The sequence below is a fragment of the Reichenbachiella versicolor genome, from assembly GCF_003171675.1.
Lineage (GTDB): Bacteria > Bacteroidota > Bacteroidia > Cytophagales > Cyclobacteriaceae > Reichenbachiella > Reichenbachiella versicolor.
Map to the genome: position 1 here is coordinate 279,516 of NZ_QFZQ01000001.1, position 15,634 is coordinate 295,149.

14 protein-coding genes are annotated in these 15,634 nt (G+C 36.2%); 8 read left to right on the forward strand and 6 right to left on the reverse strand.

Annotation, left to right across the window (positions count from 1 at the left end):
- Positions 1 to 35 precede the first annotated feature (35 nt).
- The 5 genes from DKG80_RS01230 to DKG80_RS01250 all read left to right on the forward strand — a co-directional run bounded on the left by DKG80_RS01230 (position 36) and on the right by DKG80_RS01250 (position 6,870).
- The gene (locus tag DKG80_RS01230) at positions 36 to 1,457 is read left to right on the forward strand and encodes a T9SS type A sorting domain-containing protein (protein ID WP_109829463.1); all 1,422 of its coding nucleotides are present in this window, start codon (positions 36 to 38) and stop codon (positions 1,455 to 1,457) included.
- Positions 1,458 to 2,859: 1,402 nt separating this feature from the next.
- Positions 2,860 to 3,729, forward strand: a complete 870-nt coding sequence (locus DKG80_RS01235; protein WP_109829464.1) for an SDR family oxidoreductase — start codon at positions 2,860 to 2,862, stop codon at positions 3,727 to 3,729.
- A gap of 77 nt (positions 3,730 to 3,806) precedes the next feature.
- The gene (locus DKG80_RS01240) at positions 3,807 to 4,733 is read left to right on the forward strand and encodes a helix-turn-helix domain-containing protein (protein ID WP_109829465.1); all 927 of its coding nucleotides are present in this window, start codon (positions 3,807 to 3,809) and stop codon (positions 4,731 to 4,733) included.
- Positions 4,734 to 4,920: 187 nt separating this feature from the next.
- The gene (locus DKG80_RS01245; RefSeq protein WP_109829466.1) at positions 4,921 to 6,171 is read left to right on the forward strand and encodes an amidohydrolase family protein; all 1,251 of its coding nucleotides are present in this window, start codon (positions 4,921 to 4,923) and stop codon (positions 6,169 to 6,171) included.
- Between the two features lie 291 nt (positions 6,172 to 6,462).
- Positions 6,463 to 6,870, forward strand: a complete 408-nt coding sequence (locus DKG80_RS01250; protein WP_109829467.1) for a nuclear transport factor 2 family protein — start codon at positions 6,463 to 6,465, stop codon at positions 6,868 to 6,870.
- A gap of 1,926 nt (positions 6,871 to 8,796) precedes the next feature.
- Here the strand turns inward: DKG80_RS01250 and DKG80_RS01255 are convergent.
- Both DKG80_RS01255 and DKG80_RS01260 read right to left on the reverse strand, forming a co-directional pair.
- Complete coding sequence (locus tag DKG80_RS01255; protein ID WP_109829468.1) at positions 8,797 to 9,426, reverse strand: NAD(P)H-dependent oxidoreductase; 630 nt, start codon at positions 9,424 to 9,426, stop codon at positions 8,797 to 8,799.
- A gap of 193 nt (positions 9,427 to 9,619) precedes the next feature.
- Positions 9,620 to 10,174: a pentapeptide repeat-containing protein gene (locus tag DKG80_RS01260; protein WP_162555611.1), complete on the reverse strand. Its 555-nt coding sequence runs from the start codon at positions 10,172 to 10,174 to the stop codon at positions 9,620 to 9,622.
- A gap of 55 nt (positions 10,175 to 10,229) precedes the next feature.
- Here DKG80_RS01260 and DKG80_RS01265 point away from each other — a divergent pair, with 55 nt between their 5' ends.
- Entirely contained in the window at positions 10,230 to 10,799 is a 570-nt protein-coding gene (locus tag DKG80_RS01265) for an acyl-CoA thioesterase (RefSeq protein ID WP_109829470.1), read from the forward strand.
- A 22-nt stretch (positions 10,800 to 10,821) separates the two neighbouring features.
- Here the strand turns inward: DKG80_RS01265 and DKG80_RS01270 are convergent, their stop codons facing one another.
- Entirely contained in the window at positions 10,822 to 11,364 is a 543-nt protein-coding gene (locus DKG80_RS01270) for a YceI family protein (protein WP_109829471.1), read from the reverse strand.
- A 209-nt stretch (positions 11,365 to 11,573) separates the two neighbouring features.
- Between DKG80_RS01270 and trhO the strand changes: the two genes are divergently transcribed.
- Positions 11,574 to 12,599 carry an oxygen-dependent tRNA uridine(34) hydroxylase TrhO gene (trhO, locus tag DKG80_RS01280; protein ID WP_109829473.1) on the forward strand — a complete coding sequence of 342 codons (1,026 nt, stop codon included), beginning with the start codon at positions 11,574 to 11,576 and terminating at the stop codon, positions 12,597 to 12,599.
- A 40-nt stretch (positions 12,600 to 12,639) separates the two neighbouring features.
- On the opposite strand, the gene DKG80_RS01285 is transcribed toward trhO, so the two are convergent.
- Genes DKG80_RS01285 through queD form a run of 3 tightly spaced genes read right to left on the reverse strand, consistent with a single transcriptional unit; the run spans position 12,640 to position 14,470 of the window.
- Positions 12,640 to 12,873 carry a ferredoxin gene (locus DKG80_RS01285; protein WP_109829474.1) on the reverse strand — a complete coding sequence of 78 codons (234 nt, stop codon included), beginning with the start codon at positions 12,871 to 12,873 and terminating at the stop codon, positions 12,640 to 12,642.
- A complete protein-coding gene (locus DKG80_RS01290; protein ID WP_109829475.1) occupies positions 12,873 to 14,117 on the reverse strand; it encodes a peptidase U32 family protein in 1,245 nt (414 codons plus the stop codon). Before DKG80_RS01290 ends, DKG80_RS01285 begins: the two co-directional genes overlap by 1 nt.
- A complete protein-coding gene (gene queD / locus DKG80_RS01295) occupies positions 14,114 to 14,470 on the reverse strand; it encodes a 6-carboxytetrahydropterin synthase QueD (RefSeq protein ID WP_109829476.1) in 357 nt (118 codons plus the stop codon). Before queD ends, DKG80_RS01290 begins: the two co-directional genes overlap by 4 nt.
- 326 nt (positions 14,471 to 14,796) lie before the next feature.
- On the opposite strand from queD, the gene DKG80_RS01300 reads away from it, so the two are divergent.
- Positions 14,797 to 15,633, forward strand: a complete 837-nt coding sequence (locus DKG80_RS01300; RefSeq protein WP_245906939.1) for an energy transducer TonB — start codon at positions 14,797 to 14,799, stop codon at positions 15,631 to 15,633.
- Position 15,634 lies beyond the last annotated feature (1 nt).

Genomic DNA, 15,634 nt, shown 5'->3' on the forward strand with positions numbered 1-15,634 from the left:
GAGAAGGACTGATTCATCTTAACATTAGCAACGTAATGAGAGTTATCATAGTCCTTATTCTAATTATACCTCCTTTTTTGTCTTTTAGTCAGTGTCCTACGGGTGATTATACAGGGAATATTTCTCTAACAGCTGACTGTACTATTTCATCCAATATCACTGTTACTGGTGATATTACATTTAATAGCACATCTAAGCTTACTATCAACCCAGGAGTTACTTTGACGATTTCGGGTGAATTGTCTAGTAGTTATAATTCTGGGGTATTAGAAATAGATGGTGGAGGTATTCTTAATACAGGAGGAAGAGTTTCCGTGGGTCAGTTAAGTTCAATGACATTTGATAATGTTACTGCTTCAATGAATAACACTTCTTCTTCTGCTGTGATTAGTATGGATCAAAGTACATTGATTTTAGAAAATGGAGCTTCTTTTACGGTAGTTCAAGGTAATTTCAGATCAGCCAATGCTGCATCTCTCAGTGTCGTAAACTCAAGCCTTACTGTTTCGGATGGTAATCTCTTGATTGACTATCAGGGAACTTTTAATTTAACCAATTCTAATTTGACTCTTTCTAATGGGGATTTTCAAACAGAAAATGAGACAGTTTTAACTATAACAGGCAGTAACCTAAGTGTAGATGGAAATATGAATGTTGACTACCTGTCAGATATGACAATAAATGGAGGTAGTAATGTATCTATTACTGGAGATTTTAATAATGGGATTGATCCTACTGGTACTACAGTTACTAATGGAGATTTAATAGTAGATAATGCAACTTTTAGTATAGGAGGTGACCTAAATAATCAATACGGAAGTTCTGTAACAGTTGATGGAGGAGGAGCAATAACAGTATCAGGTTCAATTAACAATTTTGGAACAGCGACAATTTCTACTCCAGGAGGATCGGTTACCCTACCTATAGAATTAATAGCATTTGCAGCTCGTCAGGAAGGTAATGCTGTAGAAGTCAATTGGTCTACAGCGTCAGAACTAGATAATGAACATTTTTATTTGTATCGATCTACAAATGGAGTTGATTACGTGCAGGTGGCAGAGATAGATGGAGCTGGAACGTCAAGCACAATGAAAGAGTATTCTTATAAGGATTCACCTTCTAGCTCAGGAAGATACTATTATAAGCTTAAGCAAGTAGACTATAGTGGAGTAAGTGAAGAGTTCTCTCCTGTAGGTGTTTATTACGAACTTCTCTTCGATGGAGTTCAGCTGTTTCCAAACCCTACTAAGGATTTCATAGAAGTAGCAGGAGTGACCGAGTCAGGTTTAAACAATATTTCCATTACCTCTGTAGATGGAAGCTTTGGATATTCTCTTAGCGCTGATTTCGACAATGGAACTGCTAAAATCAATTTGGCATTCTTGCCCTCAGGATTGTATGTACTACATTTTGAAAGTGCTGGAGTAAAACAGAATTATAGAATATCTAAGATTTAATACGGTTGATGTATTGGGACTTTGTAAGGAGAGTTTAAACAACAATAAGTCAGGATGTTTTGAGAAAGAGGCGTAGCACTGCTACGGAGATTGATCAAAAATTAGTGAAACGACTGATTTGAAGTTGTTTAGACTCGCAATTAATTTTCTAATACATAAAGCGGGTTGAAACTTTTTAAACCCTGATACATACATTTTTTAGCTAAAAATTATAAGTAGCTGTTTACCAAATTAGACCATTCATTGGACTTCGTATTTAGCTCAGGAGTCCCCGCTATCTGTCTATGAGCAGTCAGCATGTTAAAACAACGCTTTGATAGCCTCCTCTTGTGCCGTAGCGTGGCTGTAGAGCTTTAGCAATGAAACAAATCGTATTATGCTCTAGCGGATTCAGATTTTTGGGGTGGAGATTTGACTTGTGGTAGTTGAGAAGTATGTTGTGAACTTTAGTAAATGTATTATGATAATGTAAATCTTTATTATGAAAATTAAGATTTACATTATTGTTATTGATAAGTACATTATGGTAGTCAGCATGTCTATTATGAATATTACTATTTAAGTTATGATCATTAGTCTGACTGTTATTGAAGTTAAGAGTTTGATTAATGATCACAAGTTGAACAGCTGGCTATTCATAATACAATGCCTCAGATCGATCACCAATCACTTGACCTTAATCGCAGTACGATAGCCTATTGGGTTTACTTCCCCGACTCTTGGATTGAGTCACGTGTTTATTATCATCTTGAAGACATCTAGTACCCTTTGAGTAATCTTTGATCAGGAAGCTTCATTTACTCCGATGCTTATCTCTTTCGATGTGACTAGTTTTTGTATTGGTCCAGTGAGCGTTTTAATCACTTGAGTCAGGATGTTAGTCCGTATGTCAAAGGTGACTTTTTACATTTACCATGGACTAGGTTATTTGAGAGACTGAGATAGTAATAGGGGTAGGGCTTGCTGAGAAACTCACCCTTGCTCCAATAAATAAAAGGTTTCTCTACTTCTTTGGTCAAGAAAGAAAGTAGCAAAGAAGTCAAGTCTGTAAATTAGAAGGCTAAAATAGTTAAGCAACAAGAAAGCCACCCCTCAGGTAGTGGTCGTTTACTGTGGTTTGTCTTGAGTGACTGATTGACTTCTTTGTTTTTTCCTCGACTACGTTACTACATACTCTTTAATTTTTTATTATCAATTAGATAAACATTGGAGAATGGTTTTTTGAACTAGTGTGTTCTTAGATGAGTTAACTCATAAATATTGACCTTTTCTTTTTGAAGAAGGTCAATCTCCTATACTACTAAAGTCACTTATTTCATGGAATTGGTTACAATCTCCTCGGAATTGGCTAATTGAAAATATTTTCTTAATTGTTATTTTGTGTTATTCAAAAAGAAAAAAAATGTCAAAAGTATTAATAACAGGAGCCAATGGAGGCTTTGGAATCTTAACAGTAAAAACTCTCTTAAAAGAGGGGCATAGTGTAGTAGCTACGGTTCGAAATATGGAATCAAAAAACAAGTCCGTGGCAGAAGAACTAACCGCCGCAGGCGCTAAAGTAGTGAATCTGGATGTGATAGACGATGAAAGCGTTCAGAAAGGAGTTGCAGAAGGGATTGAGTTAATTGGAGGACTAGATATTGTAATTAATAATGCAGGTATTGGCTCTTTGGGAATCCAGGAACAATACACTGCTGATGACTTTCAGCGTATTTTTGATGTAAACGTATTTGGTGTACAGCGTGTGACTAGAGCAGTCCTTCCTCACTTAAGAAAACAAGGCTCTGGTTTATTGATTCATATCTCAAGTCTTTTAGGAAGAATTGTGTTTCCATTCTACGGACCGTACAATGCATCAAAATGGGCACTAGAAGCCATGGTAGAAAATTATCGCGTGGAGTTGTCAGGTTTTGGAATTGACTCGTGTCTTGTGGAGCCTGGAGGATATCCAACTGGGTTCTTTCAAGGGTTAATGAAGCCTTCTGATACTTCAGAAAATGAAAGTTACGGAGATATGGTAAATGCCCCACAGCAAGCATTTGAAAGTTTTGAGGGTGCTATGGCAAATAATCCAGAACAGAATCCACAGAATGTAGCCGATGCTATTGTTAATCTAATCAATACACCAGTTGGTAGTCGTCCGATGAGAACGACGGTAGATAAAATGGGAATGGGAGATGCTATTGACTCCTATAACAATCAGTATGCTCAAATGACCGAGGGAATTTATACTGCTTTTGGTATGGAAGGTATGCTAAAGGTTGGTGTTTAAATTCACTTTTATAAATAGTGGTGGTTTAGTATAGAGAGATACCATTATTTTTTAAGTTAGTTGATTAGCTTATCATTATGACTCCTATTAATACAGTTCGTCTAGAGACTATAAGTGACCTACATAGATTCAATGAGATCCCTTCACCCGAACATCCATTGATTAGCCTAATTGATTACAGTTTGGTAAAGCAGACTTCAGTGACCAATGAGCTTAAGTGGATTCAATCATACTATTCCATCTCTTTGAAACGGAATGTCATTGGTAAGTATCGTTACGGTCAGCAGTCCTATGATTTTGATGAGGGGGTCATGACTTTTTTTTCTCCTGATCAGCTTATTTCTGTCCAGCTTTTAGAATCAAATACTATAACGAATCCTCCTTCAGGGTGGATTTTAGCTATACATCCAGATTTTTTCTTTGGAACATCATTAGCAAGAGATATTCAAAAGTATCCCTTCTTCAAGTATTCAGTTCGGGAGGCCTTGTTTCTATCTGAAAAAGAAGAGCAAGTGATTTTGAGTATTCTAAAGAACATAGAGGCAGAATATCAAACTAACATTGATCAGTTCAGTCAACAGATCATTATGAATCAGTTGGTTCTATTACTGAGCTATGCCGAGCGATTCTATAAGCGTCAATTTTTGACTCGAAAAATCTCCAATCATAAGATCCTGCAAAAGCTCGAAGAGTACTTGGATGATTATTTTGATGAGAACAGTGCGATCAACAAGGGCTTACCTTCTGTTCATGAGATAGCCAAATACCTGAATGTCTCCCCAGACTACTTGAGTAGCATGCTCAAAAGTTTGACAGGACAAAATACACAACAGCACATTCATCATAAATTGATAGAAATGGCTAAAGTGAAATTGTCTGCCTCAGAGTCTTCTGTGAGCGAAATTGCTTACAGTCTTGGTTTTGAGCATCCACAGTCTTTTAGTAAGTTTTTTAAGTCCAAAACCAACCAGACACCATTAGAATATCGGATTTCTTTTAACTAAACATAAAGCTGTGTACAGCAAATGCTGTGAACTGAGTTAAAGGTATTCCATGCGGAGTGGAAAGTCCGTTACAAACGATAGATAAGGCAGCGTTATGTGAAATGCGAAAGGTTAACACGTTTTCTAAGCGTTAATCATCGAAGTTGATTGATCACAATTAAATGATAATATAAAAACAAAAGTAGATATGGCACATTTAAATAAATGCTTAGCTATCCTAATCCTATCATTATTAATATCATCCTGTAATAGAAATGAATTAGCTCTTGATTCTCAGGATAAAATTGATTTATTAATTAAGAATATTAATTTATTTCCTGATCCAGAGACATCTGTTGTAAATAATGCAAGTATTGCGATTAAAGATGGGAAAATTACCGCTATCCTAGATGTAGGGAGTGAAGAGCCTGAAGCTCAAAAAGTCATTGATGCTCAAGGGGCTTATGCATCAGCTGGTTTTTGGAATTGTCATGTACATTTAACAGAACCTCAATGGCAAGGTGCTGATACAATTCAAGTAGAAAAACTACAGGAGTCACTCGATAAAATGTTTAATCAATATGGTTTTACTTCAGTTCTTGATTTAGGGTCTAACATAAAAAATACCTTGGTCATAAAGAGAAGGATAGAAACAGGTGAATTAAAAGGGCCTAGGATTTTATCCGCTGGATCAGGTTTTACTGCAGAAGGAGCTAGCCCTTCTTATATTGAAGAACAGTTACCTCAAATTACCTCTATTAGTGATGCTAAGAATAAAGTAAAGACCGAGATTTCAGCAGGAGCTCAACATATAAAACTCTATGTGGGAACTTTCATAGATCAGTCCTTAGTTATGGTAATACCCGAAGATATTGCAAAAGCTGCAGTGGAGGAAAGTCATAACCAAAACTGTTTGGTTTCATCTCACCCTCATTCTTTAGAAGGCTTAGTCACTTCAGTCAATGCAGGTGTTGATTTTCTTGCTCATAGTGTTCCTGATGCAGGTGATCTGAGCGATGAGATTTTGGAGAATATGATTTCTAAAGATGTTAAGTTAATACCTACGCTCAAATTGCATCGTATCGCATATACAGGAGTTGGTTTACCAGAAGTAGCGATCGACAATTTAGAAGAGATCGCAATTAGACAAGTTGAAGATTTTAAATCAAGGGATGGTAAAATTTGTTTTGGGACGGATACTGGATTCATTTCGGATTATAACCCAGCCGAAGAATTTGTATTGATGGAAAAAGCGAATTTATCTGCGCATGATATTTTAAAGAGTCTTACTACCGAACCAGAAGAGTTACTAGGAGATATAAATGTATCAGGTACCGTTCATGTTGGCAAAGAAGCTAATCTGGTTTTACTAGAAAAAGACCCCAGACAAGGTGCTGAACATTTTTCAGAGGTGAGTTATACTATTAGAAAAGGGGAAGTTATCTATGAAAAAAAATAGGTAATAAATACCAAGGCTAATTATCAAGCCACAGCTATCAACTGGGCATAGGGGTATTGACCACACGAATGCTTAGTTGATAGTACCAACAAGACAAGGCATAGCTGAACTAAACTATCTAATCACTACTCATAATAGGAGGGTAGGCGGTTTATAAAACTATTGCTTATAGTATCCTATATGTATGATGAAGCTTTGTGTCTTGCGAGTGTGTTATGTTTCATTAAGAAATTGACAAAAGGAAAATATCACACATGGACTTATAGAATCAATTAATTAAAATCAAAAATTATGGAAAATAAACAAAACCTTCAGATTGTTGAGAATCTGTATAACGCATTTGCAACGGGTGATATGCCTACAGTACTCGGGTCTATGCATCCTGATATTGAATGGAATGAAGCTGAGGGCAATTCTCTAGCAGATGGTAATCCATACACGAGCCCAGATGCTATTTTAAATGGTGTTTTTGAGCGTCTTGGTGCTAACCATGAGTATTTTAATTTGAGTGATATTCAACTTCACAACATGAGTGACAATAAAGTTCTAGCCACCTTGCGTTATGAAGCTAAAGTAAGAGCAACTGGAAAGGCCTATAGTGCTCAAGCAGCACATTTTTGGACACTGAATAGCGAGGGCAAAATTAAAGCTTTTCAGCAATATGTAGATACTAAGAAATTGGCAGATTCTGGGGCGTAATTTAAGAGTACATTCTAGGGACTAAAAAAAGAAAACGCGCTTGATAATTGAATCAAGAAGCTTATGCTGCTGTTTCGACAAGTAATAAGGAACTAGAAAAATAATGAAAGTACTATTGAGTTGACGGCCATGAGTCATAATGTGTAATAGCCACAACTTGATCTGATGAATAAGAGTTATCCGACACTCTTTATGCTACCCTAATATATTTCATTCCCAAGCTATCTTCGAAGAACAAAAGGTAGTTAGGAATGAAATATATTTCTTTCTGCTCAATAAGCTTCTCTTGAGCAATTGTTATTGAATCGGTGAAGGTTTTCATAGGTGTTTTTCCAAAGCAAAACTTTCCTTAATGAGTATGCTCGCTATTATACTATTTCATCCACAGACCAAGATCTTGCTGCAATTCATAAATAGTTTTATATGTTTTCTTTCTGAATTTGACCCCCAAAGAATTCCTGTTGAACTGTTCGATTAAAGCGCTTACAAATCCCATTTGTTTGAGGATTTTTGGCTCTGGTTTTGAGTGATCTATGTCACTCGATAGTTAGGTAGAGTTTATACTCATGTGTTTTTTCCTGTTTACTACTTTCTAGTGCTTGAAGTTGAGACTATGTTAGTATGAGGTTGTCTTGGGAAGCTTTAGCTTCAAGATCCTCGAGTCTTTTCCTTATTGTTTCAAGATCATGACGTTGCTAAGTGCTATGCCCCTAAAGCTAAGAAATAGACCACATTTTTTAGCTGATAGGAAACACATAACAACTTTAAATTCGTCGCGTCTCCTAAGACAGTAAAATTTTTGGTCGCTTCTTTCTATCAAAATTCTTTACGCATCTGATTTAAGGACTCTATTTTTTAGTACAAGCTTTTTTGAGCTGTAGTTCAATACATATTGCACTTTCATAGTATTTATATGGAATCCATAGATTAATTGTACAAAATAGTGTATTTAAACAGTTCAGTAATATATTTTGATAGGTGACTCAAAGGAATTTTTATATTCTTTGGTCACCAGTAAAAACCTACCTACACCGTGGAGGAAGCTAAAAACGGCTTTTTAGTTTTTGATTCTGTGAGGAGCTGACTAATATTCCAATAGCTTTACCACTATCTTGGAGAGCGATCACTATCGTCATAGTGAAATGTCATAGAACTGGCTGATGAGCTATTAGGAGAGCTTTCAATAGGGACGGTTATTTTCGATTTTATAAAGATTCCGTTATCATTTTTTCTCTCAATTGTTTTCCATTCGTCATTATACTCTCTGTTTAGCTAGAATTAAATCAGAGTTTTTTAGTAAAATTAGCATAGCTAATTCATTTTATTTTTCGTAATTGACTCCCTCGTTTTTGGTTAAAATATCAGCCTTTTCTGTCATAAACTTATCAGTAGAAGAATCGTATTTTGAATCGTACTTAAGTTGTTATTGTAAAAACTCTTTAATTTGTTCATATTATCAATTTCTATTGAATAAGTATCTCCATGACCAGCAGCAATTACATATATAAAATCTTCACAGTGAAATCGTCTACATCTTCATAGCTAAGGAAGTGTTTGAGGATAACATCGTAGCCAAGAGACGTACTGTGCACAGCCCATACTTTGCTATCTGATTCATCCGTTTTATAAAATTGACCCCCCCCTAAGTACATCCAGGTTTGTCTTAGAGGTGTTTTTAATACCGTTGTTTAAAAAAAAAACGGTGGTTAAGTGACTGGTTTTCCATGATTAAGATTTTGAGATGGTGTTACCATTAAAATCAATCTCTTTAGCGGAAGAAGGAGATAATTTTTACGCTAAACAGTTGGGGGATCGCTGCAGAGCTTATCATTTTGATTGAGGCTTGTATAAAGTAGGTGGAGTGTGATACAAAAAAGCTCGATCTTTCATTAGACCGAGCTTTACTATTATTACGATAATGTTGTCTTAAATCAGTTCAAAAAGCTCTTCAGCAGGCTTTCTTACTTTTGCAGCATGCTGTGTTGCATCTTCTTCAGATCTATATCCTACAGGAACAACTACAACTGCATTCAAGTTTTTATCATTCAATCCTAAAATTTCATTGTATTGCGCAGGGTCAAAGCCTTCCATAGGACAAGAGTCTACTTCTAGCTCAGCACACATTGACATAAGGTTGGTAGCTGCGATGTATGTTTGTCTAGCAGTCCAATTATTTAAAACGTCTTCAGGTAATTCAGTGATTTTAGATTTCATGAAATCACCATATCCTTTCAAGTTTTCACTAGGGATATTGTTGACTTTAGACTTTAGATCCAGATAAGAATCTATTTCTGTATCTCCTACAGAGGTATTATTACAGAAAACAAAGACATGAGATGCATCAGCAACTTGTTTTTGACCCCATGATGCAGGAACTAATTGATCCTTGATAGCTTGATCTTCGATGATTAATACCTTATATGCTTGAAGACCATATGAAGAAGCTGATAGTCTTACTGCTTCTTTGAGTTGATCCAGTTGTTCAGATGAAATCTTTTTAGTTTGGTCAAATGCCTTAGTGGCATATCTCCAGTTTAAATTATCTATTAAACCCATTTTGTTCTAATTACTTGTTGAAACAAATTAACCCTGCAAGAAACGAATAAGTAAATAATAGGTTCCTTCTTTTTTGAAAAATATACCGTTTAATTGAAAGATCTCTGATTAAAATGGGATGGAGTATCTCTTTGGGTTTTATTATCGATCGAGAGAGTTAGGGAATTAATTTCTGTAGTTCACCGTTCCATGATTAAATGATTTTAACATCCAAATGAGCGACTAACCCTACTAGGTTTTCCCTAGAGAACTTAGCCTTTTTGATGTTGTTTTGATTTGGGTCAATAGTGAAATTGAAGGAGGTGCTGAGATCACATAGAGAAAGGTTAGTGTTTTCGAAAAGAGCTGCTTCTAGATTGCAGTTGTCAAATAGTGAGCTAGAGAGATTGGTTTCATAAAAATCCACAGACTTTAAATTACAATCGATGAATTTTGTCTTGGAAATATTCTTATTAATGAAGGAGCAAGATTCCATTAGGCAATTCTTATAGTTCACTTCTAGTCCCATATCCTTAGCTTCGGAAAATTGAACACCAATGAGTTTACAATTGTCAAAACTTACATCTTGAAAAGACGTGCTTCTCACCTTGGTGTTTGTAAGGTCACAGTCAATGAATTCACATGCTATGAATTTGTATTCTTTGAGATCTACGTCGGATAGTTTACAGTTTTTGAATGAACAGCTTTCATATTCTCCGAAAGGAAGAGAATTAATAGAATTATATTCTTCGTCAGTAAAATAGCTCATATGTTGAAATTGAGTAGGTTTATTTAGTTTTGAAGTTGGAATCAAAGCAAATATAATGAGCGCACCCACATCAAAACCAGTGAGTTTTTCTAAAACCACTATTACCGAATTAATGATCCCTTCATATGCCAATTTTGGAGGGAAAATTCATGGAGGAATTCTACTATCCATGATAGATAAGGTGGCATATGCCTGTGCTAGTAAGCATGCTGGTAACTACTGTGTGACTGTATCTGTTGACAATGTAGACTTTTTGGAGCCAGTAGAGGTAGGGGAGTTAGTTCATTTGAAAGCAGCCGTAGTATATGTAGGTAGATCATCATTAGTTGTTGGGATCAATGTAGTAGCGGAGAATGTGAAAGAAGGAACGCTTAAGAATACCAATACTAGCTACGTGACTATGGTCGCAAAAGGTGATGACGATAAGCCTACTCAAGTTCCTGCTTTGAGATTAGAGTCTAAAGATGAAGTAAGACTATTTATTGAAGCAATGAAGAGAAAAGAAGGTAAACAAGAGTTTAGAAAGCAGGTAAAAGAAGTCTCAGCCATTATCATGGACGAAACTCACGGTGAAGTTCTGGAAGGAGAGCGCTGCGAGTTAGATTTAAAGAAGTTTACACTTTAAAGTCCGCTGCTATGTTCGGGTACTACTTTAAAACACATTTAACAGATACCTGAGCAGTTTTACCTACCATGAAACCACCGCTATAAGCTTTCATTCCTAATTGGTAGTCTGATCTATTTACTTCAAATTTTCCTTCCAAGGTTTTTATGTCCTCAGACTCTGAGGCTGTGAAAGGGATCTCAACATTTTGAGTAACCCCGACCATGGTGAGTTCTCCCTTTACCAGATACTTTTTAGTATCGACTTTGGAGATATTTTTTGACTTAAATTCGATTTCCAAATATTTTGAAACATTGAAAAAATCTTCATTCTGAAGGTGTTCATCTCTTTTTTTATTGTCCGTATCTATGCTTGACGGATCAATAGCCACATTGAAATACGAGGAAGCTAGGTTGTCTTCGTTGAAAACTGCTTCTCCAACCATTCCTTCAATCGTTCCACTTACAGACATCATACCCATGTTTCCGATTTTGAATTCGATATAGCTTTGGTCAGCGACTATAGATTGAGCATTACTAGTGAAAACAGTTAGTGTTAGTAGGTAAATGACGAATACATATTTCATTTTTAAATAGTTAGATGACGTTATTGAATACTGCAATCAAGAATAAAAGGTTCAGTGATTCAATATATAAGTTAAACAAGTCAAAACATTTATTTAAAGTAGTTACTGGTGATTGGTTTTCTGTATTGTTTGAAGAGAAGTTTATCTTTGCAGTTACCGAAAGGACTTTCGGTTTTATACAGAGAATAATTTGAACCAAAAAGTATAGCATGCCACTGTACAACAAAGTCAATAAAGATGTTCTCAGGCAAGAAATGCATGAGAGCAATGAACAGAGAGTCACTCTGTCATTTTACAAGTATCATCAGATAGAAGACCCTAGTGAATTTAGGGATCAGTTTTATGCCACTTTTCAAGCTATCGGAACTATGGGGCGTGTCTATGTGGCTCATGAAGGTATCAATGGTCAGGTAAGTGTCCCCGAAGAGAATTTTGATAAGTTCAAGGAAGCTATGTATGCTATTGATTTCTTGAATCAGGTTAGGCTTAATATTGCTGTAGATGATGATGGCAAATCCTTTATTAAGTTAATAGTAAAGGTCAGGGACAAAGTAGTCGCTGACGGATTGGATGATTCTACTTTTGACCCTTCAGACTGTGGAACTCATTTAGATGTAGAGGCCTTCAATAAGATCACTGATCAAGAAGATACAGTGGTTATTGATATGCGGAATCACTATGAAAGTGAAGTAGGACATTTTAAAGGAGCGCTATTGCCAGATGCTGACACGTTTAGAGATGCATTGCCGATGGCGGAGGAAATGATAAAAGACGATAAGGATAAGAATATCGTCATGTACTGTACGGGTGGGATTAGGTGTGAAAAAGCAAGTGCTTATTTTAAGCACCAAGGTTTTGAAAATGTTTACCAACTAGAAGGTGGTATTATAAAATATGCTCAAGATGCGAAAGAAAAGGGGCTTGAGAATAAATTCATCGGGAAGAATTTTGTATTTGACGAACGACTAGGCGAAAGAATTTCTGATGACGTAATCAGTAACTGTCACCAATGCGGAAAACCATGTGATACGCACATCAATTGTAAAAATGATGCATGTCATCTGCTATTTATCCAGTGTGAAGAATGTGCTAAGAAGTACGATCAATGTTGCTCTACTGATTGCCAGGATGTACTTAAGCTTCCTAAAGACGAACAGAAAAAACTGCGTCAAGGTAGAGATCTAGGAAGACAAGTTTTTAAGAAAGGAAGATGGAATAAATCGTTGATTGATTAAGGTATAATAACAAAGGCTGGTGATATCCAGCCTTTGTTATTTAAGGTTTCCTTCCATTAATCAATATGATTTTTACAGGACAGTTATTAGCAGCTTGAATGTTCTCTTCCATTTCGTGCTCTGGAAGATCCACATGATAGATACCTTTTTTCTCTTTTGCACCTACCAGCGTACACTTACCATCTTTTTTAGAAATTCTCCAGCGATCTGGTGCTACTTCTACACATGCATTACAACCTATGCATTTATCACGATAATGGGTGATTTTGAACATCAGGCAGAAACAATTTTATAAAGCTTATCCGAAGGTCTGATAGTCTCGTCAAGTTTGAGAGAGAAATTATCTCCTTTCTTTACTTGATCCACTACGGAATTGTCCACTCTCATTTCACCTACAGTTAATTTAACGATGCCTGTAGTAGGGCCAGTAATCATAATTTCATCACCCTTATCAAGAGAGTGAGTTTCCATAGCAAATTCACCGACTTGTATATTGTTGAAATATTTAACGCCCCGTCCTAAGAAAATTTTTCTAGTAGTAGCTTTCGAGCCGTGAGCATCGCTCCATTCCCCCATTTTTCTACCTAAGTAGTATCCGTCCCAAAAACCTCGATTATAGACTTTTTCAAGATCGGCTTTCCAGTCCTCGAATTTTTCTTGGCCATATGTACCAACTAGGATGGCGTCTCCAGCATCTCTATAGCACTTTGTGGTAGTGTAAACATAATCAGCAGCCCTTCCTCGGCCTTCTATTTTGAATACAGAGACTCCAGCTTCCACGACCTTGTCCATGAAGTCAATCGTGCAAAGGTCTGCAGCACTCATGATGTATTCATTGTCTATTTTTAGTTCGTTGCCTTGTTCATCCTTGACGGTGTATTCTCTTCTACAGTTTTGGACACAAGCCCCTCTGTTGGCACTTGAAAAATCAGAGTGAAGACTTAAATAACATTTGCCTGAAACCGCCATACAAAGAGCCCCATGAGCAAATACTTCTACTCTTACTAATTCACCTGACGGCCCAGTGATTTCTCTTTTCTTGATTTCTCGTGTGATATCAGCGACCTGCATCAAGCTTAGTTCACGAGCCATGACCATCACATCAGCATATGCAGAGTAAAACTCAACCGTTTCTATATTCGAAATGTTAGCTTGAGTGGAAATATGAATAGGGAAACCAATTTTACGAGCGTAATTCATCACTGAGTGATCAGCAGCGATGATTGCAGAGATACCACTATCTTTCGCAGCATCTACAACAGACCTCATTAGGTTCATGTCGTGATCGTATAGGATCGTATTTAGAGTAATGTATGATTTAAGACCATTTTCATTACATATTTCAGCAATTTTCCTAAGATCTTCTATTGTGAAATTATTAGAAGATTTAGCTCTCATATTGAGCTGTTCTATTCCAAAATATACCGAGTTAGCACCACCTTTGATAGCTGCCATTAAGCTTTCATAAGAGCCTGCAGGTGCCATTATTTCGATATCATGTTTCTCTACTTTCTTCATGCTCCTTTATATATTGCTCCAGACGTAGGTGTTTCGTTTAATTCTAATTTGCTCAAAAGCGGAAGTTTAGGCTTGATTCTATCCCAAATCCATACTACTATTCTCTCTGCTGTAGGATTTTCCAGTCCTTCTATTTCATTTAAGAGTTTATGATCTAATTCATCAATTAATGGCTTAACTACATCTTTTAGATCTTTAAAATCCATTACCCATTCCAGATCAGGTACTAAATCACCTTCCAAAAAGACCGTTAGATGATAGGTGTGCCCATGTATGTTTTTACACTTGTGTCCCTCAGGTACATTTGGTAAAAAATGTGCCGAATCAAATGCAAATTTCTTGTAAATCTCCAATTTCTTTCCCTTTTACTATTTCTGCTGTATTGACCGCGAATTTAACGTGTTTTCAGATTAAAAAATTTCAACGGTTATCAAATAAGACCTAGAAATTAGGTCGATTGATCAACTCATTCGTGAAGCTCTAGGTAACAAACATCCTAGTGTTTTTAAACCTGAAAAGTTAGTTCAGAATAGCTATAAGTCTCTATTTAAAGTTGGAGCCTAAGATCATTCCTTTAGATGTTTATAATCATTATTTGATCACCGCTAAATGTTTTACTTGTTGCCAAAATAGAAAGACAAAGGGTGTCTTTTTAGGAAATCAAAAAACTAGTATAGCCATGAATAATGTAGACAAATCTCGGAGTAGCGGCCTTGATAAAGGTTCTAATAAAAGAAGAGAACATAATGTCGAAACCAGAAAGCAAAGTGTAATATCAACTTCTCAAGAAAAGTCTTTTCTTCTGTTTAAGTCTGACTTAGATGACTTAATGAAGATTAAGCAAGAAAAAAATGAAAGAGGAAGAGTAAATAGATTTCTATTCTTTACTATCGGTTTAGTTCTTTCATTACTGTTTGTCAATTTGGCTTTTCAGTGGAAATTCTATGATGACGCAACTGTTACTTCATTGGGACTTCTAGAAGCTGAAGAAATTGATGAACTATACGAAATACCTTTAACCAACCAACCACCACCACCACCTCCTCAAGTGCAACAGCAAGTAGTTATAGTAGAGGTGAAAGATGAGGTAATTTTAGAAGAAGTTGATATTGATTTTGATGTAGAGGTTACCGAAGAGACAGCGATAGAAGAAATAGTTTTTGAAGAGGTTGCTATTGAAGAGCAAGAGGAGGTTGAAGAAGTATTTCAAATAGTGGAAAAGGCGCCTTTTCCAAAAGGAGGTATGAAGGAATTTTATAAGTATGTAGCCAATAATCTAAATTATCCTAGAATGGCAACAAGACAAGGTATAGAAGGACGCGTTTTTGTTCAGTTTGTAGTAGGCTCGACTGGTGAAATAAGAGAGGTTCAAGTCGTAAAAGGAATAGGAGGAGGATGTGACGAAGAAGCCCAAAAGATTATTGAAAATGCTCCAGCATGGGTTCCTGGAAAACAAAGAGGTAAATCGGTAAGTGTAAGAATGATAATTCCTATCACTTTCATTATGGCTAAGTGAG

Bases quoted from the DNA above. Each gene is read 5' to 3' on its own strand.
- DKG80_RS01230 (WP_109829463.1), top strand. From the start codon at position 36: ATGAGAGTTATCATAGTCCTTATTCTAATTATACCTCCTTTTTTGTCT.
- DKG80_RS01235 (WP_109829464.1), top strand. From the start codon at position 2,860: ATGTCAAAAGTATTAATAACAGGAGCCAATGGAGGCTTTGGAATCTTA.
- DKG80_RS01240 (WP_109829465.1), top strand. From the start codon at position 3,807: ATGACTCCTATTAATACAGTTCGTCTAGAGACTATAAGTGACCTACAT.
- DKG80_RS01245 (WP_109829466.1), top strand. From the start codon at position 4,921: ATGGCACATTTAAATAAATGCTTAGCTATCCTAATCCTATCATTATTA.
- DKG80_RS01250 (WP_109829467.1), top strand. From the start codon at position 6,463: ATGGAAAATAAACAAAACCTTCAGATTGTTGAGAATCTGTATAACGCA.
- DKG80_RS01255 (WP_109829468.1), bottom strand. From the start codon at position 9,426: ATGGGTTTAATAGATAATTTAAACTGGAGATATGCCACTAAGGCATTT.
- DKG80_RS01260 (WP_162555611.1), bottom strand. From the start codon at position 10,174: ATGAGCTATTTTACTGACGAAGAATATAATTCTATTAATTCTCTTCCT.
- DKG80_RS01265 (WP_109829470.1), top strand. From the start codon at position 10,230: ATGAGCGCACCCACATCAAAACCAGTGAGTTTTTCTAAAACCACTATT.
- DKG80_RS01270 (WP_109829471.1), bottom strand. From the start codon at position 11,364: ATGAAATATGTATTCGTCATTTACCTACTAACACTAACTGTTTTCACT.
- trhO (WP_109829473.1), top strand. From the start codon at position 11,574: ATGCCACTGTACAACAAAGTCAATAAAGATGTTCTCAGGCAAGAAATG.
- DKG80_RS01285 (WP_109829474.1), bottom strand. From the start codon at position 12,873: ATGTTCAAAATCACCCATTATCGTGATAAATGCATAGGTTGTAATGCA.
- DKG80_RS01290 (WP_109829475.1), bottom strand. From the start codon at position 14,117: ATGAAGAAAGTAGAGAAACATGATATCGAAATAATGGCACCTGCAGGC.
- DKG80_RS01300 (WP_245906939.1), top strand. From the start codon at position 14,797: ATGAATAATGTAGACAAATCTCGGAGTAGCGGCCTTGATAAAGGTTCT.